This window comes from Hominisplanchenecus sp., from assembly GCF_046967715.1.
Classification (GTDB): domain Bacteria; phylum Bacillota; class Clostridia; order Lachnospirales; family Lachnospiraceae; genus Hominisplanchenecus; species Hominisplanchenecus faecis.
Window position 1 is genome coordinate 1 of record NZ_JBKVNQ010000049.1, and the last position, 20782, is coordinate 20782.

The 20782-nt window shown below is 43.8% G+C and carries 16 protein-coding genes; 6 read left to right on the plus strand and 10 right to left on the minus strand.

The window, feature by feature from the left end:
• Positions 1 to 240: 240 nt before the first annotated feature.
• Positions 241 to 1194: a S8 family serine peptidase gene (locus ACLTL4_RS08140; RefSeq protein ID WP_022119829.1), complete on the minus strand. Its 954-nt coding sequence runs from the start codon at positions 1192 to 1194 to the stop codon at positions 241 to 243.
• Between the two features lie 341 nt (positions 1195 to 1535).
• On the opposite strand from ACLTL4_RS08140, the gene ACLTL4_RS08145 reads away from it, so the two are divergent.
• A complete protein-coding gene (locus ACLTL4_RS08145) occupies positions 1536 to 2441 on the plus strand; it encodes a hypothetical protein (protein ID WP_173897600.1) in 906 nt (301 codons plus the stop codon).
• A 274-nt stretch (positions 2442 to 2715) separates the two neighbouring features.
• Here ACLTL4_RS08145 and ACLTL4_RS08150 read toward each other — a convergent pair whose 3' ends face one another.
• The 7 genes from ACLTL4_RS08150 to ACLTL4_RS08180 all read right to left on the minus strand — a co-directional run bounded on the left by ACLTL4_RS08150 (position 2716) and on the right by ACLTL4_RS08180 (position 9827).
• Positions 2716 to 3957 (minus strand): glycerate kinase, encoded by a 1242-nt coding sequence (locus tag ACLTL4_RS08150; RefSeq protein ID WP_412290369.1) that lies wholly within the window; start codon positions 3955 to 3957, stop codon positions 2716 to 2718.
• Between the two features lie 254 nt (positions 3958 to 4211).
• On the minus strand, positions 4212 to 4847 hold the full coding sequence (locus ACLTL4_RS08155) for an AAA family ATPase (RefSeq protein ID WP_147631862.1): 636 nt from the start codon (positions 4845 to 4847) through the stop codon (positions 4212 to 4214).
• 15 nt (positions 4848 to 4862) lie between these two features.
• Entirely contained in the window at positions 4863 to 5573 is a 711-nt protein-coding gene (locus tag ACLTL4_RS08160) for an ABC transporter ATP-binding protein (RefSeq protein ID WP_022119615.1), read from the minus strand.
• Between the two features lie 14 nt (positions 5574 to 5587).
• Complete coding sequence (locus tag ACLTL4_RS08165; RefSeq protein ID WP_147631861.1) at positions 5588 to 6349, minus strand: ABC transporter ATP-binding protein; 762 nt, start codon at positions 6347 to 6349, stop codon at positions 5588 to 5590.
• Between the two features lies 1 nt (position 6350).
• Complete coding sequence (locus ACLTL4_RS08170) at positions 6351 to 7421, minus strand: branched-chain amino acid ABC transporter permease (RefSeq protein ID WP_412290372.1); 1071 nt, start codon at positions 7419 to 7421, stop codon at positions 6351 to 6353.
• Between the two features lie 9 nt (positions 7422 to 7430).
• On the minus strand, positions 7431 to 8315 hold the full coding sequence (locus ACLTL4_RS08175) for a branched-chain amino acid ABC transporter permease (protein WP_147631859.1): 885 nt from the start codon (positions 8313 to 8315) through the stop codon (positions 7431 to 7433).
• A 318-nt stretch (positions 8316 to 8633) separates the two neighbouring features.
• The gene (locus ACLTL4_RS08180) at positions 8634 to 9827 is read right to left on the minus strand and encodes an ABC transporter substrate-binding protein (protein ID WP_022119619.1); all 1194 of its coding nucleotides are present in this window, start codon (positions 9825 to 9827) and stop codon (positions 8634 to 8636) included.
• A gap of 326 nt (positions 9828 to 10153) precedes the next feature.
• Here ACLTL4_RS08180 and ACLTL4_RS08185 point away from each other — a divergent pair, with 326 nt between their 5' ends.
• Positions 10154 to 11377 (plus strand): 6-phosphofructokinase, encoded by a 1224-nt coding sequence (locus ACLTL4_RS08185; RefSeq protein ID WP_022119620.1) that lies wholly within the window; start codon positions 10154 to 10156, stop codon positions 11375 to 11377.
• 226 nt (positions 11378 to 11603) lie between these two features.
• Here the strand turns inward: ACLTL4_RS08185 and proS are convergent, their stop codons facing one another.
• Entirely contained in the window at positions 11604 to 13043 is a 1440-nt protein-coding gene (proS, locus tag ACLTL4_RS08190) for a proline--tRNA ligase (RefSeq protein WP_022119621.1), read from the minus strand.
• 658 nt (positions 13044 to 13701) lie between these two features.
• Between proS and ACLTL4_RS08195 the strand changes: the two genes are divergently transcribed.
• From ACLTL4_RS08195 to ACLTL4_RS08205, 3 genes are all read left to right on the plus strand, one after another.
• Positions 13702 to 14838, plus strand: coding sequence for a DUF4317 domain-containing protein (locus ACLTL4_RS08195; protein ID WP_412320397.1), 1137 nt, complete (start codon positions 13702 to 13704; stop codon positions 14836 to 14838).
• Between the two features lie 267 nt (positions 14839 to 15105).
• Positions 15106 to 16818, plus strand: coding sequence for an ammonium transporter (locus tag ACLTL4_RS08200; protein ID WP_412320398.1), 1713 nt, complete (start codon positions 15106 to 15108; stop codon positions 16816 to 16818).
• Positions 16819 to 17253: 435 nt separating this feature from the next.
• Entirely contained in the window at positions 17254 to 19095 is a 1842-nt protein-coding gene (locus tag ACLTL4_RS08205; protein WP_022119624.1) for a fibronectin type III domain-containing protein, read from the plus strand.
• Here ACLTL4_RS08205 and ACLTL4_RS08210 read toward each other — a convergent pair.
• Positions 19087 to 19578 (minus strand): response regulator transcription factor, encoded by a 492-nt coding sequence (locus ACLTL4_RS08210; RefSeq protein ID WP_412320399.1) that lies wholly within the window; start codon positions 19576 to 19578, stop codon positions 19087 to 19089. The genes ACLTL4_RS08205 and ACLTL4_RS08210 overlap by 9 nt on opposite strands.
• A 194-nt stretch (positions 19579 to 19772) precedes the next feature.
• Here ACLTL4_RS08210 and ACLTL4_RS08215 point away from each other — a divergent pair.
• On the plus strand, positions 19773 to 20782 hold a 1010-nt coding region (locus ACLTL4_RS08215), incomplete at its 3' end, for an RNA-binding domain-containing protein (RefSeq protein ID WP_412320400.1).

Below are 20782 nucleotides of genomic sequence, written 5' to 3' on the forward strand. Positions count from 1 at the left end.
TTCTTACCAAAAAGGAGCCATTTTTTACCAGAAACACAAACTATTTTACACTACCTTATTTTCTCGAAAGAACGTAACCTGCTCTTGCGTATAACCGCACTCTTTTCGCTTTGATCTTATGACCTCTTTCATCTGCATAGTCTTTTCTCCGTTTCAGATTCGAAAGCTTTCGTTACTTGTATTGTAACAGACAGATTCTGCCATTTTCATTAAATTGTTGTTAAGCTGCAGGATTGTTTTTTAACTTCTGTTTAATCCAAGAATGCCTCTGGTATATGGCACATGCGAGCCATATACATTTCCAAAGCTCAGGTTGATCGCAACAGGCTTCCCAAGTTCCATCGCTTTTCTGATCACGTAGTCCAGTGCCAGCATCAGTTCTACGGTTCCGGCAAACTCTGAACCGGCTGTTCCGATTTTCACGACCAGAATATCGCTCTTCGATGCCACACCACGATACTGTCCGCCGGATGCCTGACCATTTCCGGCTGCGATACCGAGTACTTCCGTTCCGTGTCCGCTCAGATCTCTGGATGGAACGATGCGATATCCTGCTTCTCTGCTTCCGGCAGCAAGTGCCTCATTGATCTGCTCTTTTGTATATTCCACACCCCGGATTTCTTCGCCGGTTCCTTCTTTGATTTTTCCTGTGTCTTCTGTCCCTTCTTCCGATATATTTTCTCCTTTGCTTGTTATATCTGTCTCCATTGCATCATTTCTTTTTGGTCTTTGGATTGTCTGATCCCAAAGTGACAAGATTCTGGTTGTACCATCCTCATTTCGGAAATCCGGATGAAAATAGTCTACGCCGGAATCGATCACCGCCACCAAAACGCCCTGGCCTCTCAGATCAAATGCCCCGGTCTGAAGTGGATTGATACAGGAGGCACTTCTGCCCTGTGCTGCTGAAAAAAACAGTCTTTTCGGCTTTTCGATGTATTCGACTTCCGGCTGCGAGGAAATCCAGTCAATCTCGCTCTCTTCTGCCGTAATGATCGCATAGCCGCCGGATAACAGGATAATCTCTTTTGTCCGCTCCCCAACCCCGGAAAGATCACCGTGATATCGCACGATCAGCTCCCAAATCCGATTCTGCCTGTCATACCCGAAATTCATGTTTAAAGATTTTTCCCGTTCTGCATCTGTAGCATCCAGTGCAAGATTTAGAAGATTTTCAAGCTTCTGATCATTCATAAAATGCTGCTTTCTGTATTTTGTTTCTATACTATGTTGCAAAGTAAAAATTTGTATCTGCTTTTCTATACAGTCGCTGGAATCTTATTGCTTATGTTGACTTTAATTATCTTTTTAAAACATATTGAAATAATGAGAGCTATGTGGTAATATATTTTCAAAGCATATTTCTTAACGTTCTTGGCATCCTGCCATCTATATTTTCTAATTCACACTTCAGAAATTCATGCTTTTCAATCAAACAAATCAATTTAAAAAGCAGGAGTTTCAAACTGTGAAAAAGAGTATAAACCGTATGGCTGTCGCATTTTGGTACACTCCTGCATAAGGAGGTACTGCCTATGGCTCAAAAAGAACAAGCAACTGCAAATCGTAATTACAAGGATACGGTATTTCGTATGCTGTTTTCTGACCGTCAAAATTTATTGTCGCTTTATAATGCAGTTAGCGGTTCACATTACGATGACCCTGAAATGCTTGAGATTGTCACATTGGAGAATGCTATTTATATGGGAATGAAAAATGATCTGGCTTTCATTATTGGTACTGACTTGTTTCTATATGAACATCAGTCTACTTATAACCCAAATATGCCGCTGCGGGATTTATTCTATATTTCCAGCGAATATCAGAAGTTAGTCGATCATAAATCGCTTTACTCTTCCACACTGCTGAAAATCCCGGCACCACAGTTTATTGTATTTTATAATGGAACTGAAAAAAAGAAAGACCATTGGTTAAACCATTTGTCAGAATCTTTCGAAAATCTGTCCGGCGAACCGAAACTGGAGCTGGAAGTGCTGACAATAAACATCAATGAAGGGCTTAATAAAGAGCTGATGGAACAATGCCAGACTTTAAGAGAATATGCGCAGTATGTACACTGTGTCCGTAAGTATGCGAAGGAATTGGATTTGAACGAAGCAGTTAAGCTGGCGGTTGATGAATGTATCCGTAACGACATTCTTTCCGAATTTCTTCGTGCAAATAAATCGGAGGTGATCTCGATGAGTATATTCGAATACGACAAAGAAGAGGAAGAACGCAAATTACGAAAAACCGAGTATGAAGCTGGTGTGGCTGCTGGATTCAGCGATGGATTTAATAACGGATTTAATAGCGGCATTGATACTGCAAAAAAGGATGCTGCTATTGCTTTTGCAGAACTTCACGTTCCGGTTGAGCAAATTGCTTCGGCACTGCAAGTAAATGTCGAAATCGCAAAACAATGGATTGGCAATAAGTAGCAAAATAAAAATTGACCGAGCTCTTTAGAGCGAGGGATGCTTCTTATCCGAAGGGCAAAAAGATGGGCATTAAGAAAACTTATATGTAAAATATGACGCTATGATGATTCGAAAACAATCTCCTGACACGCTGCATTTCCTGTTCGGATTCATCATGGCTGTATTATTTTACACACTATTTTTGACGATACCCCGACAAACCCAATTGAAAGTGTGAACTCCAGTTTTCGGAAGGTTACCAAAAAGGGGGCCTTCCCGAGTGAAAAGCTGATTATCACAAGAATCTCCGCCGTATCAGCACCACTGCCACATCGTTCACATTTGTCCCGGTTGCTCCGGTAATGATCAGTCCTCCTGTCTTTTTCAGTGCATGGTAGGCATCATTTTCTTTCAGCACTTCATAAACGTCCATTCCTTCCAGCTGCAGTTTTCTTTTTGTATTTTCATCGCAATAGCCACCGGCTGCATCGGTCGGTCCGTCGGTTCCGTCGCTTCCGACGCTGAAAATGGCAGTATTTCTGCATGCAGCCAGTCCTTCTGCCGCCGCAAGTGCCAGCTCCTGGTTGCGTCCGCCGAGTCCTTTTCCTGTCACGTGGACGATCGTCTCGCCTCCCGCGATAAAAGCAAGGCTTTTGTCTGTATTTTGATGTGTTTTTGCGATCGCTGCTAAAAATGCTCCTGCTTCTTTTGCCTCACACTGCAGGGCATCTGTGAGGATCATGCTTTCGTAGCCAAGTTTTTCGCAGGCTTCTTTTGCTGCCAGGCACAGATTTCTGACGCTTCCGGTGATCCTGGTTTCCACATTTGTTACTGCTTTTGCTGTTTTCATCTCCAGTAATGTTCTTGCCTTCTCGCTGAGTTTTAAGTGATATTTTTCTGCGATTGCGATTGCATCGGATGCGGTCGAAGAGTCTGCATATGCCGGTCCGGATGCGATCATATCAAGCGGATCTCCGACGATATCGCTCAGTACAATCGCAAATATGGCTGCCGGTTCACAGAGTCCGGCAAATTTTCCGCCTTTGACTGCGGACAGTCTTTTCCGTATGGTGTTCATTTCTACAATATCTGCCCCGCATGCAAGCAGCTGCTTTGTTATATCCGATAATTCTTCTGTACTTATCAATGGTTTTTCAAAAAGGGCGGAGCCGCCTCCGGAAAGCAGAAATAGTACCTGATCGTCTGCCTGCAATTCTTCTGTCAGCTCGATCACTTTCTGTGTGGCCGCAAAGGTATTTGTATCCGGAACCGGATGTCCTGCTTCAAAACATTCGATCCCCGGAATGTCTCCCTGAATATGTCCGTATTTCGTGATCACAATCCCTTTCTCAATCTGTCCATTCAGGAGGTTTGCGGCTGCATTTGCCATCTGCCAGGCTGCTTTTCCAACCGCCACAAGGTAAAGTTTTCCTTTTACTGGTTTTCTGTTTTTCAGTGCCTGTTTCACTGCCTCATCCGGCAGTACTTTTGTGATCGCTTCTTTTATGATTTTATCTGCTTCTTCTCGTAGTGTCATATTATCCTCTCCACATAAATTTGACTCAAACACACCTGTTTGTTGCCTGCTTCTTTTTAAGTCGAACGCAAATGAGATCTGGCATGCAATTCTGGTCAACTCTGCTGACATTTACCTGACAGAATCGCTATAAAAAGTTTTCTTCAGCTAAGAGACAAAAACGACAGAGAAAGTTTCCTCTCCCTGCCGCATTCTTGCTTTATTTATGCAAGTATCTCACATCTGCTCCTGATACTTGCTGCATTGCTGGACGCTTATTCAAAAATATCTTCGCCAAATCTTACTTTTGCGTATGCCTTGATTGCTTCTACGCATTTGTCAAATCCAAGCTTGCTGCTGTCCAGACACAGATCGTAATTTCTCGCATCGTTCCAGGTGCGTCCGGTATAATAATGATAGAAATCACCTCGATACTTGTCTGTCTTTGCTATAAATCTTTCCATCTCTTTTTCCGTCATGGAGTTGCGTTCCATACCACGTGCCAGGCAGTAATCCTGCGGTGCATGGATAAAGACGCTCATCACATCCGGGCGGTCTTTGAGAACAAAGTCTGCACAGCGTCCGATAAATACACAGGACTCTTTCTCTGCCAGTTCTTTGATCACTTTTGCCTGATAATTAAAGAGATTGTCTGCGGAGACAAATCCGCCATGATCTGGCTGGATCAGCCCGCCTTTGTAGATTCTTGTGGAATTTCCAAAGAGCGGATTATTGCGAAGTTTTTCATCTGCCTGATTGAACAGCTCTTCTTTGATTCCGCTGTCATCGGATGCCATACGCAGAATTTCTCTGTTATAACAGTTTACACCCAGATTTTCTGCCAGCATCTGACCGATGGTTTTTCCACCGCTTCCATACTGTCTTGCGATCGTAACGATCAGTTTTCCCATAGCACAAACCCCCTTTTATTCTCCAAGGTATGCTTTCTTAACAGACTCATCATTTAACAGCTTGTCTGCATCACCCTGTAAGATAATTTTGCCTGTTTCCAGGACATATGCTCTGTCTGCGATGGAGAGTGCTTTCTTTGCATTCTGCTCTACCAGAAGTACGGTCGTGCCGGCTGCACTGACTTTCTTGATAATTTCGAAAATCTCATTTACAAAAATCGGTGAAAGTCCCATAGACGGTTCATCCATAAGGATGATCTTCGGATGAGACATCAGTGCACGTCCCATTGCAAGCATCTGCTGTTCACCACCGGAAAGCGTACCTGCCATCTGGTTCTTACGTTCTTCCAGACGCGGGAAATGCTCATATACCATATCAAGTGTCTGCCTGATCTCGTCTTTGTCTTTTCGTGTATAAGCACCCATTTTCAGGTTCTGATAAACACTGAGTTGTGCAAATACGCGTCGTCCTTCCGGAACGTGTGCCATTCCCATAGAAACGATCTTGTGAGCCGGCACTTTTGTAATATCTTTTCCTTCGAAGAAAATATGGCCTGATTTCACCGGTGTCAGCCCTGTGACTGCATGAAGTGTTGTAGTCTTTCCGGCTCCGTTGGCACCGATCAGTGCGATGACTTCTCCCTGATTTACTTCAAAGGAAATCCCCTTGATCGCCTGAATCATACCGTAGTATACATTCAGATCTTTTACCTCAAGCATTGCCATAAGTCCATTTCCTCCTATTCTCCCAGATATGCTGTGATAACCTGCGGATCATTCAGTACTTCCGCAGTCGGTCCCTGTGCCAGTACTTTTCCGAAATTCAGTACGGTCAGCTCTTCACAGATACCGGAAACCAGTTTCATGTCGTGTTCAATCAGAAGGATTGTCATATTAAAATGATCACGCACAAAGCTGATCGTTTCCATCAGTTCTTTTGTCTCGTTCGGATTCATGCCGGCTGCCGGCTCATCCAGAAGCAGAAGCTTCGGATCAGTTGCAAGTGCTCTGGCGATCTCCAGTTTTCTCTGCTGTCCATATGGCAGGTTAGAAGCCAGATACTCGGCATCCTTCTCAAGGTCGAACACTTTCAAAAGCTCCATCGCACGTTCATTCATCTCTTTTTCCACCTTACGGTAATGCGGCAGACGCAGAATCCCTTCGAGCGTATTGTAGTGATGATGATTGTGCAGTCCTACTTTTACATTGTCCAGTACGGACATCTGTGAGAACAGGCGGATATTCTGGAAAGTACGGGCGATACCTGCTTTGTTGATATCAATGGTCTTCTTTCCGGTAATGTCCTGTCCATCTAATTTTACAATACCTTCATCCGGTTTGTAAACACCTGTCAGCAAGTTAAATATGGTTGTTTTTCCGGCACCGTTCGGTCCGATCAGGCCATAGAGCTGACCTTTTCCGATATTCATATCAAATTCGGATACGGCACGCAGTCCTCCGAATGAAATGCTCAGATTCTTTACCTCTAACATGTTCTCCATATTATTTCGCCTCCTTTGCTTCTTTTCTCTTTGCAAGCAGACGCTTCGGTGAATAACGTTCTCTCATTTCCAGTGCTTTCGGGCTCCAGTTCAGAAGCATCATCACGATCAGAACGATTGCATAGATCAGCATACGGTAGTCATTCAGTCCGCGCAGAAGCTCCGGAAGCAGTGTCAGTACAACGGCTGCGATCATAGAACCTCTTGTGCTTCCGATACCGCCAAGTACAACAAATACCAGGATCATGATCGACTGGTTATAACCAAAGTTTTTCGGCAGTGCAGTCAGGGTAGCCAGGTTATGTGCATACAGAACACCGGCAACTCCGGCAAGGGCTGCTGAAATAATAAATGCCATCAGTTTGTATTTTGTAATATTGATACCGACAGACTCAGCTGCGATACGGTTGTCACGGATAGACATGATCGCACGTCCGTCTCTGGAATTGATCAGATGCAGTACGATAACCAGTGTGATCAGTACCAGGATCACGCCGATGGTAAACGTAGAATCATTTGGCGTTCCGGTGATTCCCTGCGGTCCGTTAATGATAACATCTCCTCCGTCCATGTTCAGCGACATGGCATCCTTCATAGAAAAATGGAAACCATTTGCATCTTTTCCGATAAAGAATACGTTGATCAGGTTCTTGATGATCTCACCAAATGCCAGGGTAACGATCGCCAGGTAGTCACCTTTCAGTCGCAGTACCGGGATTCCAATAATCAGTCCGAACAGAGCCGCAACAGCAGCTCCAATCAGCAGTGCCAGAAAGAAACGAAGTCCATCCGGCATCATTCCTGCGGTGCATTTTGAGAAGAATGCACTGGAGAATGCACCCACACACATAAATCCTGCATGTCCAAGACTCAGCTCACCTAAAATACCTACCACAAGATTCAAAGATACAGCCAGAATCACATAAACACAGAGTGGAACTAAAAGTCCCTTCATCAGACTGGAGACCTGACCTCCTGCCAGCATTGCTTCTACGATGATATAAGCGAGGATGACGATTCCGTATGTGATCAGATTGTTTTTTGTCGTTTTGTTTAATTTTAATTTTTTCATCGCTGCCACCTACACTTTCTCCTGAATCTGCTTTCCAAGCAATCCGCTTGGTTTTACCAGAAGTACAACGATCAGAACTCCGAATACGATCGCATCTGCCATCTGAGAGGAAATATATGCTTTGCCGAGAATTTCAATAATACCAAGCAAAATACCTCCGATCAATGCTCCCGGAATCGATCCGATACCACCAAATACAGCGGCTACGAATGCTTTGATACCAGGCATGGCTCCGGTGTACGGTGTCAGGGAAGGATAAGCAGAACACAGCAGAACCGCTGCGATTGCTGCCAGTGCAGAACCGATTGCAAAGGTAAGGGCAATCGTTCCATTTACATTGATGCCCATCAGCTGTGCAGCACCTCGATCCTCCGAAACTGCCAGCATTGCCTGACCTGCTTTTGTCTTGTTAATGAACAGTGTCAGACCGATCATGATGATCATACATGCAAGAACAGTAACGATCGTCTCACCGGAGATCGTCAGTTTTCCGCCTGCCAGCACAACTGCCGGAACTGTTACAACAGATGTAAAAGATTTTGTATCTGCACCGAACATCAGAAGTGCAAGGTTCTGAAGCAGATAGCTGACACCGATCGCTGTGATCAGAACAGCCAGCGGTGAAGATGCATTTCGAAGCGGACGGTAAGCAACACGCTCAATAACCAGTCCGAGAATCGTACAGATGACAACTGATAATATAACTGCCAGAATTGGATTCACGCCTAAAGAATTCATGGAGATAAAAGCTGCATAACCGCCTACCATGATGATATCACCATGTGCAAAATTCAGCATCTTTGCGATACCGTATACCATTGTATAGCCAAGTGCTATGATTGCATAGACACTTCCAAGGCTGATACCGTTGATCAGATAAGAAATAAAACTCATACGCACACCCCTTGTCGTATTTTTAATATAACCATCGTTTTCTTAAAAATAAGAATACCACACAGATATCAAAAACAGACTTTACAAGTCTACCTTTGATATCTGTGTATGGTTGTTTTCTGTGTTTGCCTACTTATTCAATAGGATTCGCTTATAACAGGAAAAAGGGCTGCCCATGGCAGCCCTCCTCTGGGCTTCCTTACCGAATTGTAAGTGCCTCTTCATTTTTATTACGATGATGTTGGGGGGCAAAAATCCCCACCTGAGATGCCTGTGGATGTTCCGTGCTTCGCACTCCCACAATCGACACCGGCATCATTACATTGCTGTGTAAACACCGTCTTTGATCACGACAGCTTTTGGTGCCTTATCCGGCTCACCGTCTGCTGTCCAGGTCATACCTTCACCGGTCAGACCATCGTAGCTGATCTCTGTCATGGCAGTTTTCATTGCATCACAGATGTCGCTTACGCTCATATCAGCTGTCACACCTGCTTTTTCTGCTGCTGCTTTCATGATATAGATTGCATCGTAAGTATCCGCTGCGAACTGGTTCGGTGTATCGCCGTAAGCTTCTTTGTAAGCAGAAACAAATGCCTGTGTCTTTTCATCATCTGCATCAGCTGCAAACGGTGTCAGAAGCATAACGCCATCAGCCAGTTTTGTATCGAAGTTCTTAACTGCCAACAGACCATCCAGACCGTCACATCCGAAGAATGTCGGAGCATAACCCATGGAGTTTGCCTGTGTCAGGATCAGAGAAGCTTCTGTATAGTAGATCGGCAGGAATACCATGTCAGCACCTGCATCCTTTGCTTTCTGCAGCTGTACTGAGAAGTCTGTCTTGCTGTCTTCGGTAAATGCTTCAGCAGAAACAACTTCGAAGTCCTGATTTTTTGCCTCTTCTGCAAATTTCTGATAAATACCGGAAGAATATACATCAGAGCTGTTGTAGATAACGGCTACTTTTGATGCCAGCTTATTCTCACCGATGTATTTTGCAGATGCAGTACCCTGACCCGGATCAGAAAAGCATACACGGAATGCATTGTCATATTTGATAGATTCTACAGCGGAACCTGACGGTGTCAGCTGGAACATATTGTCTTCATGTGTTTTCTCAACAACTGCTGTACACGGTGTTGATGTAACAGTACCCATCAGCATCTGCATACCCCAGTCTTTCAGGGAGTTGTAAGCGTTTACCGATTTTTCTGCATCATGCTCATCATCTTCAAATTTAAATTCAACCTGCATGCCGTTGATACCGCCTGCTTCGTTGATCTCTTTTACTGCCAGCTCTGCTGCATTTTTAACAGCCAGTCCATATACGGCTGCTCCTCCGGTGATCGGTCCGATTCCGCCAATCTTCAGTGTATCACCTGCTGTTGCTGAATCAGCAGTTGTGTCTGTGCTTGCTGTGTTGTCAGATTTACTTCCACATCCTGCCAAAGAAGCAGCTACCATAGAGACTGCTGCAACGGTAGCAAAAAATCTTGTGAATTTTTTCATAATATTTTTCCTCCTTCTAAAACTTCACTTTACAGATTTTTTATCTTTATTATATTTTAATAAAAAATCTTGTGTTCTATAATACCGCCGGGTTTTGTGCTTGTCAATTATTTTTTATGTTTTTACCTCGTTTGTACGAGATTCCGTAAATTTTTCGGTCGGTTTCTTTGACTTTTCCTGAATATTTCCAAAAATATTCTAAAAAAGTAATGGATGAAACAGAGAGAATTATTTTTAGAATTTCCCGCGATTCATAATAGTTTTTTTTCAGGAAATGTAGTAAAATAGAAAGGAATGCCAAAAAGAAGCTGAAAGGAGCTTAACTTGTGAAAAATTTAATTGTAGGACAGTCCGGCGGACCGACCGCCGTTATCAACAGCAGTCTTTACGGTGTGATCCGTGAAGGTTTTAACCGCAGCGAAGAGATTGAACATGTCTACGGCATGATCAACGGCATCCAGGGATTTTTAGACGGACGCTTTATGGATATGAAAGAACTGGATAACGATACACTGGAAGCTCTGCGTACAACTCCAGGGGCTTACCTTGGTTCCTGCCGTTTCAAACTTCCGGATGATTTAAATGATGCGATCTATCCTCTGCTGTTTCAGAAATTTGAAGAGATGAACATCGGTTACTTCTTTTATATAGGAGGAAACGATTCTATGGATACGGTCAGCAAGCTTTCCCGCTATGCTGCTGCCCACAACATTGATGTACGTATCATGGGTATTCCGAAAACGATCGACAACGACCTGATCCTCACCGACCACACACCGGGATTCGGCAGTGCCGCAAAATATGTGGCTGCTTCCGTCTGTGAAATCGGACTGGACGCTTCTGTTTATAATACAAAATCTGTTACTATCATTGAGATCATGGGCCGCCATGCCGGCTGGCTGACCGCAGCATCCGTACTTGCCCGCAAATTCGAGCAGGACAACCCGGTGCTGATTTATCTGCCGGAGGCGGATTTTGACCAGGAATCTTTCCTTGCTTCTCTGGAAGAATGTTTTAAGACAAAAAACAACCTGATCGTCTGTGTATCCGAAGGCATTCATGACAAGGATGGCACCTTTATCTGTGAATATGCAGCCTCTGCAGGTGTCGATGCATTTGGACACAAAATGCTGACCGGCTGCGGCAAATATCTGGAAAATCTGGTGCGTGACCGCCTCGGTGTAAAAGTTCGCTCGGTCGAGCTGAATGTCAATCAGAGATGTTCTGCCTTCCTGCAGTCTGAAACGGATGCACTGGAAGCTGCACAGGCTGGAGCTTTCGGCGTGACTTCTGCCATCAGCGGTGAAACCGGCAAGATGGTCAGCTTTGTCCGTAAATCTGACAAACCATACGTGATGGAATGTGGCCTTGAGGATGTCAACCTGATCTGCAATCAGGAAAAGACGGTTCCTGTTGAATGGATCACAAAAGACGGAACTGATATTGCTCAGGCATTTATTGATTATGCACTTCCGCTGATCCAGGGATCTCCGAAACTTCCCATGAAAGACGGACTGGCTGTGTACGCATACCGCAAGCCTGAGAAATAACTCTCACCTCTCCAAAACAGTCCGGCCAAGTCGATCTCACATGAGACTTGGCACACGTTTACAAACACTTCCGGCAATGACAGAGACGTAAGTCATCTCACATCTGATACAAAAACAGCCGTAACCTTTCGAAAACAATTTTTGTTTCGAAAGGTTACGGCCTTTTCGTTTTAAAGCGAATATTTACAGCCTTTTTCGCTGCTTCTTGATCTGCGTTCCGTATTTTTTAATATGCTTTGCCCCAGTATACCATTTTTTTCGCCGGTTTTCCACAGCATACGCATACGTCGGAAATGGTTTCCTGTTCAAACGGCATACAGCGTGATGTGATTCCTGCATCTTCTTTTAATTTATCTTCACATTCACGTTCACCGCACCACATTGCCTTGATAAATCCTGGTTTGTTGTCTGCGATGTCTTTTAACTCTTCCATGTTATGAGCAACATAAGTATGTGCATCTCTGTGTTTGCGTGCTCTCTCCAGCATATCTTTCTGCATGCTATCCAGGATCTTCGGCAATTCTGCTGCCAGTTCGTCGATTGCTACGGTGATCTTTTCACGTGTGTCACGGCGTACGACAACAGCCTGACCTGCTTCGATATCTTTTGGTCCCATCTCCACACGAACCGGAATACCACGCATCTCCTGCTCGGAGAATTTCCATCCCGGACTTCTGTCAGTATCATCTGTTTTCACTCTTAATCCAGCCGCTTTCAGTGTTGCTTCCACTTCTGCTGCTTTCTCCAGGATGCCTGCCTTTTTCTGCTGGATCGGGATGATATCTACCTGTACCGGAGCGATTCTCGGCGGCAGCACCAGACCGCTGTTATCTCCATGTACCATGATGATCGCACCGATCATACGTGTGGTCATACCCCAGGATGTCTGGTGAACATATTTCAGTTTGTTGTCACGGTCTGTAAACTGGATATCATAAGCTTTTGCAAATCCATCACCGAAATTGTGGCTTGTTCCGGACTGCAGTGCTTTTCCGTCGTGCATCAGGGATTCAATCGTGTAAGTTGCTTCTGCTCCGGCAAATTTTTCTTTGTCGGTCTTTCTTCCTTTTACAACCGGGATCGCCAGAACTTCTTCACAGAAATCTGCATAAACATTCAGCATCTGGATCGTACGTGCTTCTGCTTCTTCTGCTGTTGCATGTGCGGTATGTCCTTCCTGCCATAAGAACTCTCTAGAACGCAAAAACGGTCTTGTTGTCTTCTCCCAACGCATAACAGAACACCACTGATTGTATACTTTCGGCAGATCACGGTAAGAATGAATATCTCTGGAGTAGAAATCGCAGAACAGTGTCTCAGAAGTTGGACGTACACACATACGCTCCTGAAGCGGCTCCAGTCCTCCGTGTGTTACCCATGCTACTTCCGGTGCAAAACCTTCTACATGATCTTTTTCTTTCTGAAGCAGACTTTCTGGGATCAGCATCGGCATGTATACATTCTGTACACCGGTCTCTTTGAATCTGCGATCCAGCTCATGCTGGATATTCTCCCAGATTGCATAGCCTGCCGGTTTGATCGCCATACATCCTTTTACGCTGGTATAATCGATCAGCTCTGCTTTTTTTACCACATCGGTATACCACTGTGCAAAATCTTCATCCATAGATGTGATTGCTTCAACTAATTTCTTTTCTTTTGCCATCGTTTTCTCCTTTTCTTGCTGAAAATATTAAAGCCAGAAGATGCCATACAAATCGTTTCATACATGGTACTCTCACAATTCTCCTCTTTGGCACCTAATAAAAAAGCCCCGGTCTCTGCGTGAACGCAGGAACCAAGGACTTGTCATCTCTTCGGCGGTACCACCCTGATTAGCACTGTTAAAAACAGTACTCACTCATTTTCCGTTATCGCCGGAACTACGCTGTATTTTCATACAGGACTCCAAGGCAGGTTCCATCTCTTCCGCACAGGAATCTCGCACCAGTGATCCCCTCTCTGTAGATTGTCCGAAATGTACTATCCCTTTTCTTCGTCTTGCCCCTATGACGAGCTGTCAGCTCTGTTTCATTCATCAGTTTAGGGCAAAATCCTGCGTTTGTCAATAAGAAACGGCAATTTTTCATTTCTTGCTTTTTGTCCGGGTCTATATTAAAATACTGATGATTCAAGGGACAAATGGACACAAAACGGATGCTTGCATACGTATTTGTGTCTATGAGGACCGCCAAAACATGAGGGTGCAGCTATTTACGCAGTAAATATGCGAATTCCGAATGTTTTCGTGATTTTGAGAGTACAAAGTACGGAAAAATCACGTATGGCTCATGGATATAGACAAACCACAGGGGAGGATACCTATGAATAAAAAAGAGATTTCTGAGTTAAAGAAGCAATTCACACCGGACAACTGTACGATTTCCCGAATCTGCGGCTGTTATGTCGATTCGGAAAAGGAAAAACGTCTGGAGATGCGTGAATCATTTCTTTCGCTTTCTGATGAAGAAATGTTTAAATATTTTGAAATTTTCAAGAAGACACTTTCCGGAACAATCGGCAAAAATCTGCTGAATCTGGAATTTCCACTGAAAGCAGAGGCGGAAGGCGGCGAGCAGGAATTTCTGCTGCGTTTAAAAAACAGCCGTCTGACGGATGATGCTCTTGTCGATGAATGTTATGACAAGATCATCGAACATTATTACAATGCGGAAAATTATTTTATCATTCTCGTACATGCTGCCTACGATGTTCCTGGAAAGGCCAAAGATAATACAGAGATGTTCGATTCTTCCGATGAGGTTTACGAATACATCCTGTGCTGCATCTGCCCGGTCAGGCTCTCCAAAGCCGGACTGTGCTACAACGAAGCGGAAAACCGCATCCGTGACCGTATCCGTGACTGGATCGTGGAACTTCCGGAACGCGGTTTCCTGTTCCCGGCATTTCATGATCGCAGCACTGACCTGCATGCGATGCTCTACTATTCAAAAAAGCCGGAAGAACTTCAGGCAGAATTTGTGGAAAATATGTTTGGCTGTGAAGCTTCCCTTACTGCCGGAGAACAGAAGGAATCATTCCAGGCTGTTATTTCCGACACTCTCGGTGAAGAATGTAATTATGAAACAGTCAAAAATATCCATGACAATCTGACTATGCTGATGGAGGAACACAAAGATGATCCGGAACCGGTCATGCTGGATAAAAGGGAAGTAAAGCAGCTTCTGGAGCGAAGCGGTGTGGAAGATGAAAAGCTTTCTGATTTTGATGCTGCCTATGACAATGCAGTCGGTGAAGATACTTCCCTTATGGCTTCCAACCTTGTAAACACCAGACGTTTTGAGATCAAAACCCCTCTGATCACAATTCAGGTCAGCCCGGAGTATGCTGATCTTGTGGAGACACGTATTGTGGATGGCAAAAAATGTCTTGTTATCACGGTGGATGATAATGTAACCGTCAATGGAATTCCGGCCAAAACAATGGATCTTGATGAATAAATGATCCGGATCAGGTATCGTTTCTGTTTGATTACGATTCTGAAGCAAAAATGGATTCTGCTTTATTTTTATAATTTTTTAACAATTTTTACTGTTTTTTCAAAACAAATTACGTTTATTTTAGATATTGCATTTTTCATTTTTCTTTCTTATAATGTTATCCAACAAGAGACGAAGGCGTCAGAGCTGAATGGATTTTCAGTTTTGATGCCTTTTTTGTTTTTCGGGATGTGCACACCGGGAAAATAAGCAAAGGAGGTTATTTTTATGAATTTTTCATCTGTTGATGTCATCTGGACATTACTTGGAGCCGCACTTGTTTATTTTATGCAGGCTGGTTTTGCAATGTGTGAGGCCGGACTTACGCGTGCCAAAAATACCGGCAATATTCTTATGAAGAATATGATGGATTTTTGTATCGGAACTCCCGCATTCTGGCTGGTCGGATTCGGTCTGATGTTCGGCGGAAGCGGTGCTTTTATCGGAAAACTCGATCCGCTGATCCGCGGAAGTTATCAGTTTGGATCTCTGCCGACCTGGTGTTTCGTCATTTTCCAGACGGTTTTCTGTGCAACATCTGCCACGATCGTTTCCGGTTCCATGGCAGAGCGAACCAATTTCAAAGCTTACTGTTTATATAGTGCCATGATCTCTCTGATCGTCTATCCGATCTCCGGTCACTGGATCTGGGGCGGCGGCTGGCTTTCTCAGCTTGGCTTCCATGATTTTGCCGGAAGTACTGCCGTACATATGGTCGGCGGTGTCACCGCATGCATCGGTGCAAAAATCCTTGGTCCTCGTATCGGAAAATATGACAGGGACGGAAAACCAAAAGCAATCCCCGGTCATAATCTCACCGTTGCCGCACTCGGTGTTTTCATTCTCTGGTTCTGCTGGTTCGGATTTAACGGAGCAAGCACAACTGCAATGTCAACTGATGCCGATCTTACAAAAGCCAGTCTGGTATACATGAACACAAACCTTGCCGCCGCTATCGCAACCTGTACTGCCATGATCTTTACCTGGGTTCGTTACGGTAAGCCGGATGTTTCCATGACATTAAACGGTGCCCTTGCCGGTCTGGTTGCAATCACAGCCGGATGTGATCAGGTTTCCCCTGTAGGTGCATTCTTTATTGGTTTATTTGCAGGTATCCTGCTGTGTGTATCCGTTGATTTCTTTGACCGCATCGCAAAAATTGATGATCCGGTCGGTGCCATTTCCGTACACGGTGCCTGCGGTGCCATGGGAACACTCTGTGTTGGCCTGTTCGCAACAGACGGCGGTCTGTTTTACGGCGGAGGTATCCATTATTTCCTGATCCAGCTGCTCGGTGTTGCCTCTGTTATGCTCTGGGTTATCATTACCATGACCATTATTTTCAAGGGCATCGACAAACTTGTTGGTCTGCGTGTTCCGGCTGATATCGAAATCGAGGGCCTGGACTATCACGAGCATGGCCTGGCAAGTGCTTATGCCGGATTCAACATTTCTGATATTACTGCTACGATGGATGTGAATGAAAATACAGATCTTGGTGAATCTGATTATACGAAAGCAAGCGATTCACAGAAAAATGCCGCCGTCAAAGTAGCCGGTGAAGAACTGGTTGCTGCCAATCCAACCGGTATGTACAAAGTTTCCATTCTTGTAAAACTTTCCCGGTATGACAAACTCCGCAAAGCTCTCAATGAACTTGGTGTCACCGGTATGACCGTTACACAGGTTATGGGCTGCGGTATCCAGAAAGGTTCCGGCGAGAAATACCGTGGTGCCGAAGTTGACGCTACACTCCTCCCAAAAGTTAAAGTAGAAGTCATCGGTGGCAATATCCCGGTGGAAAAAGTCATCAAAACTGCCAAAAAATGTCTCTATACCGGTCACATCGGCGATGGCAAGATCTTTGTATATGACGTACGGCATGTTGTAAAAGTCCGTACCGGCGAAGAAGATCTGGCTGCACTGAAAGATGTAGAATAAAAGATGTAAGATATTGATTTGAGAAAAGTCGGAAAGTTCATTTATCTGTTCTTTCCGGCTTTTTGTCTTTTTGAGAAGCTTTTTCATCTTGCTATTTTTCGTTTGACAGTTTTTATTTTTTATAGTATTCTCCAGATTGTCAGATTGATTTCGATCACCTGGCGTATATTGTACAATTAAATTTTCGATGCATGAAATATTCATGTTCGGATATTTATGCATGAAAACCTGGCAGGGGATCCTCCAATGACGTATCTATGAAAGATGCATTATTGAGTGATCTCTTTTTTTGTTCAAAAATCAGTGCACAGATTTTTATACATTCATTTTCTTAATGTAAGTGTCAAAAGTTTAAATTGTGATTGCACAAATGAATACTGCAGACTTATTGACACGCCGAACACTTCAAACTGAAAAAGGAGATTATTATCAGACATGAACACGAAAAATTTATCAACTAAATTCCTGGCTGCTTCTCTGGCCGCATTGATATCTGTTCCGCAGATTCCGGTTTCCGTATCTGCTGCCGATCTGAAATCTGTTTCCATCGCCGGAAACACCTATTCTTATTCTGCGGAAGCTTTGGATGGATATACGCAGATCGGAAACAGTGGGGTATATTATGCTTTAACAGACGGAACAAAACTTTCCGGAAATTTATACGGAACCTCCAATCTGACCTACAAAGAATTCTACTCCGGTGATGTAAGCAGTACAGACAACTTCGATGTTGTCACAACTGCCACAACCTTAAAAGCCAAAGTTCTGTCAAATGCCTGGACAGATTATAATGAAGAAACTACTCCGGATGCTGACGGCTACCATATTCTGGGAGTCTCCAACGTAAATGTTGCAGTAGATTCTGATCTGTATGTAGAAGCTTCTATTCTGAAAAATTCGGGCAAAGAACTGACCGGTGCATATGAAGAAGCTTCTGATATTACACTGAATGAAAATCCTGCAGAGGCACCTGCACAGTACAAAACCCTGAAAAGTGACGGAAGTTATGTTTCCAACGCTAAAATCATCGATACCGTAACAGATGCCACTGCTTCTCTGGCAACCGCATCTACCTGGGGCGAGTACGAAATCGAAGTAAAAGAAAACAGCACCAAATATTTAAGAAATTCAAGAGAAGACACCTTCCCTGTCGGTTCCACGATCCAGGGAATCATTCTGGAAACGACAGACGGCTATAAAGTAGGTCTGGAACATCTCTCCAATATCTGGGTTCAGCCTTACAAATTAGCTTTTAATGTAAACAACGAAGCTGCAACGATGGGAATCGCAAAATCAGATAATACTGCAGAATTTAAAAAACTGGTAAACAAGACCATCCAGAAAATCACTTATCTGACACCGGATGGAAATTATGTTTACGCTTTTACTGACGGTGCCTTTGTAAAACCTGCATACGCTGAGGAAATCAGCGGTACCTTCAGCAGTGATATGAAAACCTTTACTTTAAATCAGGTTCCAACCGTGAAAAACGGAACCTTAAACGTCCTTTACACGGTAGGATCCGGACGTAAGAAAACTTCTTACACTTTATATTCCGATGCTGTTCAGAAAACCGTTTCTCTTGATTTTGGCAGTATTCCTGCTGATGCAGAAGCCGGAACATACAGCGTATCCATTGCTTCTGATGATTATGCAGATATTTCTGTTGCAATCCCGATCACCGATCAACAGAAAGAACAGCTGTCCTCTCTGCTCAAACAGGCAGAAGCTGCTTTAGCCAAAGCTGCTGCAAATGATCAGGTATTAGCTGCACACAAGGATGAAGCTGTCGAACTGTTAAAATCTGCATCCGCTACCAGTGCGGATGCCGCTGATCTGATCAACGAACTTACGGAACTGTTAAAGCCGTACCAGAATACCGAAACACCGGATACAGGCGATAAAACACCGGAAACTCAGCCTTCCGAAAGCAATCAGACCCCAGAGACACAGCCTTCCAATACCACTCCTTCAACGGACAAAACCTCATCACTGGCAAAACAGACGGTAAAATTAAAAGCATTCGGCAAAGGAAAGCTGAAAGTATCCTGGAAAAAAGATAAAAACGCTTCCGGTTATGAAATCACATATTCTACAAAAAAATCATTCAAAAACAAGAAAACCGTTGTTGTAAAGAGCAAAAAAACAACCAGCAAAGTGATCAAAAAGCTGAAATCCAAAAAGACATATTATGTCAAAGTCCGCTCTTACAAAAAAAGCGGAAAAACAAAAGTTTACGGCTCCTACAGCAAAGTGAAATCCTTGCGTTCAAAATAAAAACAGTTTGAGACGAAGCAAATTCTGACAATAAAAAAGGATATAGCGAACATTGAATTGTACTTTCAATATTCCTGTATCCTTTTCCTGGTTCATTATTATTGGTGAACAGCGTCCCATGGCATCTACGCTTTCCTGCGTAAATTCATGGAATACGCCTTGCCCATCATACTTTCCGCTTTGATATACATGGAATCCGTCAATATCCATACGCAACTCTTTATAAGTAAGCAGAGATTGATTGTGATTTTCCGCAGTCCTGCGGCGAAGAATCGCTGCAATCTTGCATAACAGGATTTTTGGCGAAAAGGGCTTTGGAATATAGTCATCAATCTGCTGTTCAAACCCCCGTAACTGGTTTTCTTCATCCGAAAGTGCAGTAAGCATAATGACAGGGGCAACTTCATATCCTGCATCCATCAGATGGTTTTTCAATATATCCTGAATATCAATATCATCTTCGACAATTGAAATTTTCTGCATCATTCCACCTCCGGTTTATAGAATAACATAGTTTTTTGAATTTCTGATGAAGTGCATTATGATTCTTATAGATTGCCATAATGCTTCATCCTATAAATACTTTTTAACAGCACTCTTTGTTTCTATCGTTGCAATAATCTTCTTTTCCGGGTATAATAAGGAAAAACATTCTACACCTCAAAGGAGAGATTTCAATGATAGAACAGCTCATTGCCGAAGCAACTGAATGTGATTTCAAAGTTGCTCTCGAAACAAAAAAGCCAAAAAGCTGGTTAAAAAGTGTCAGTGCCTTTTCCAATGGAATCGGCGGCACTCTGTTTTTCGGAGTCTCCGATGACCGGGAGCCTATCGGCTTGTCCGATGTTCAAAAGGATGCTGAAGCGATCAGCCGCTTAATCAAAGAACGTATCACACCATTACCGCAGTTTATCTTAAAGCCATTGCAGGAAGATGGTAAAAACCTGTTGGCTCTGGAGGTTTCTCCCGGCCGTAGCACCCCATATTATTACAAGGCAGACGGCGTGATGGAAGCATATATCCGTGTTGGAAATGAAAGCGTAATTGCCCCTGATTACATTGTGAATGAACTGATCTTAAAGGGAACCAATCAGTCCTTTGATACCCTAACAACAGATGCGGTAAAAAAGGATTACAGCTTTACACTTCTGGAAGCAACCTATCTGGAACGGACTGGTCTCCGCTTTGAGCCATCCGATTATGTCTCCTTCGGTTTGGCTGACAAAAATGGGTTCTTGACCAATGCCGGAAAGCTCATGACCGATCAGCACACAGTTTATAACTCCCGTATGTTCTGTACCCGGTGGAATGGCTTGGAAAAAGGCTCTATCTTTGATGATGCATTGGACGATAAAGAATACGAAGGGAATCTGATTTATCTACTGAAAAGCGGCAGTGAATTTATTCGCAATAATTCCAAAGTCCGTTTTGTCAAAGAGGCACAGTATCGTGTAGACAAGCCGGATTATGCTGAACGAGCTGTGACAGAGGCTCTTGTTAATGCGCTTATCCATCGTGATTATATTGTGCTTGGCAGCGAAATCCATATTGATATGTTTGATGATCGGGTGGAAATCACATCTCCGGGCGGTATGTTTGGCGGCGGCTCAATTCAGGAATACGATATTTACAGTATCCGTTCCATGCGACGAAACCCTGTGATTGCTGACCTGTTCCACCGCATGAA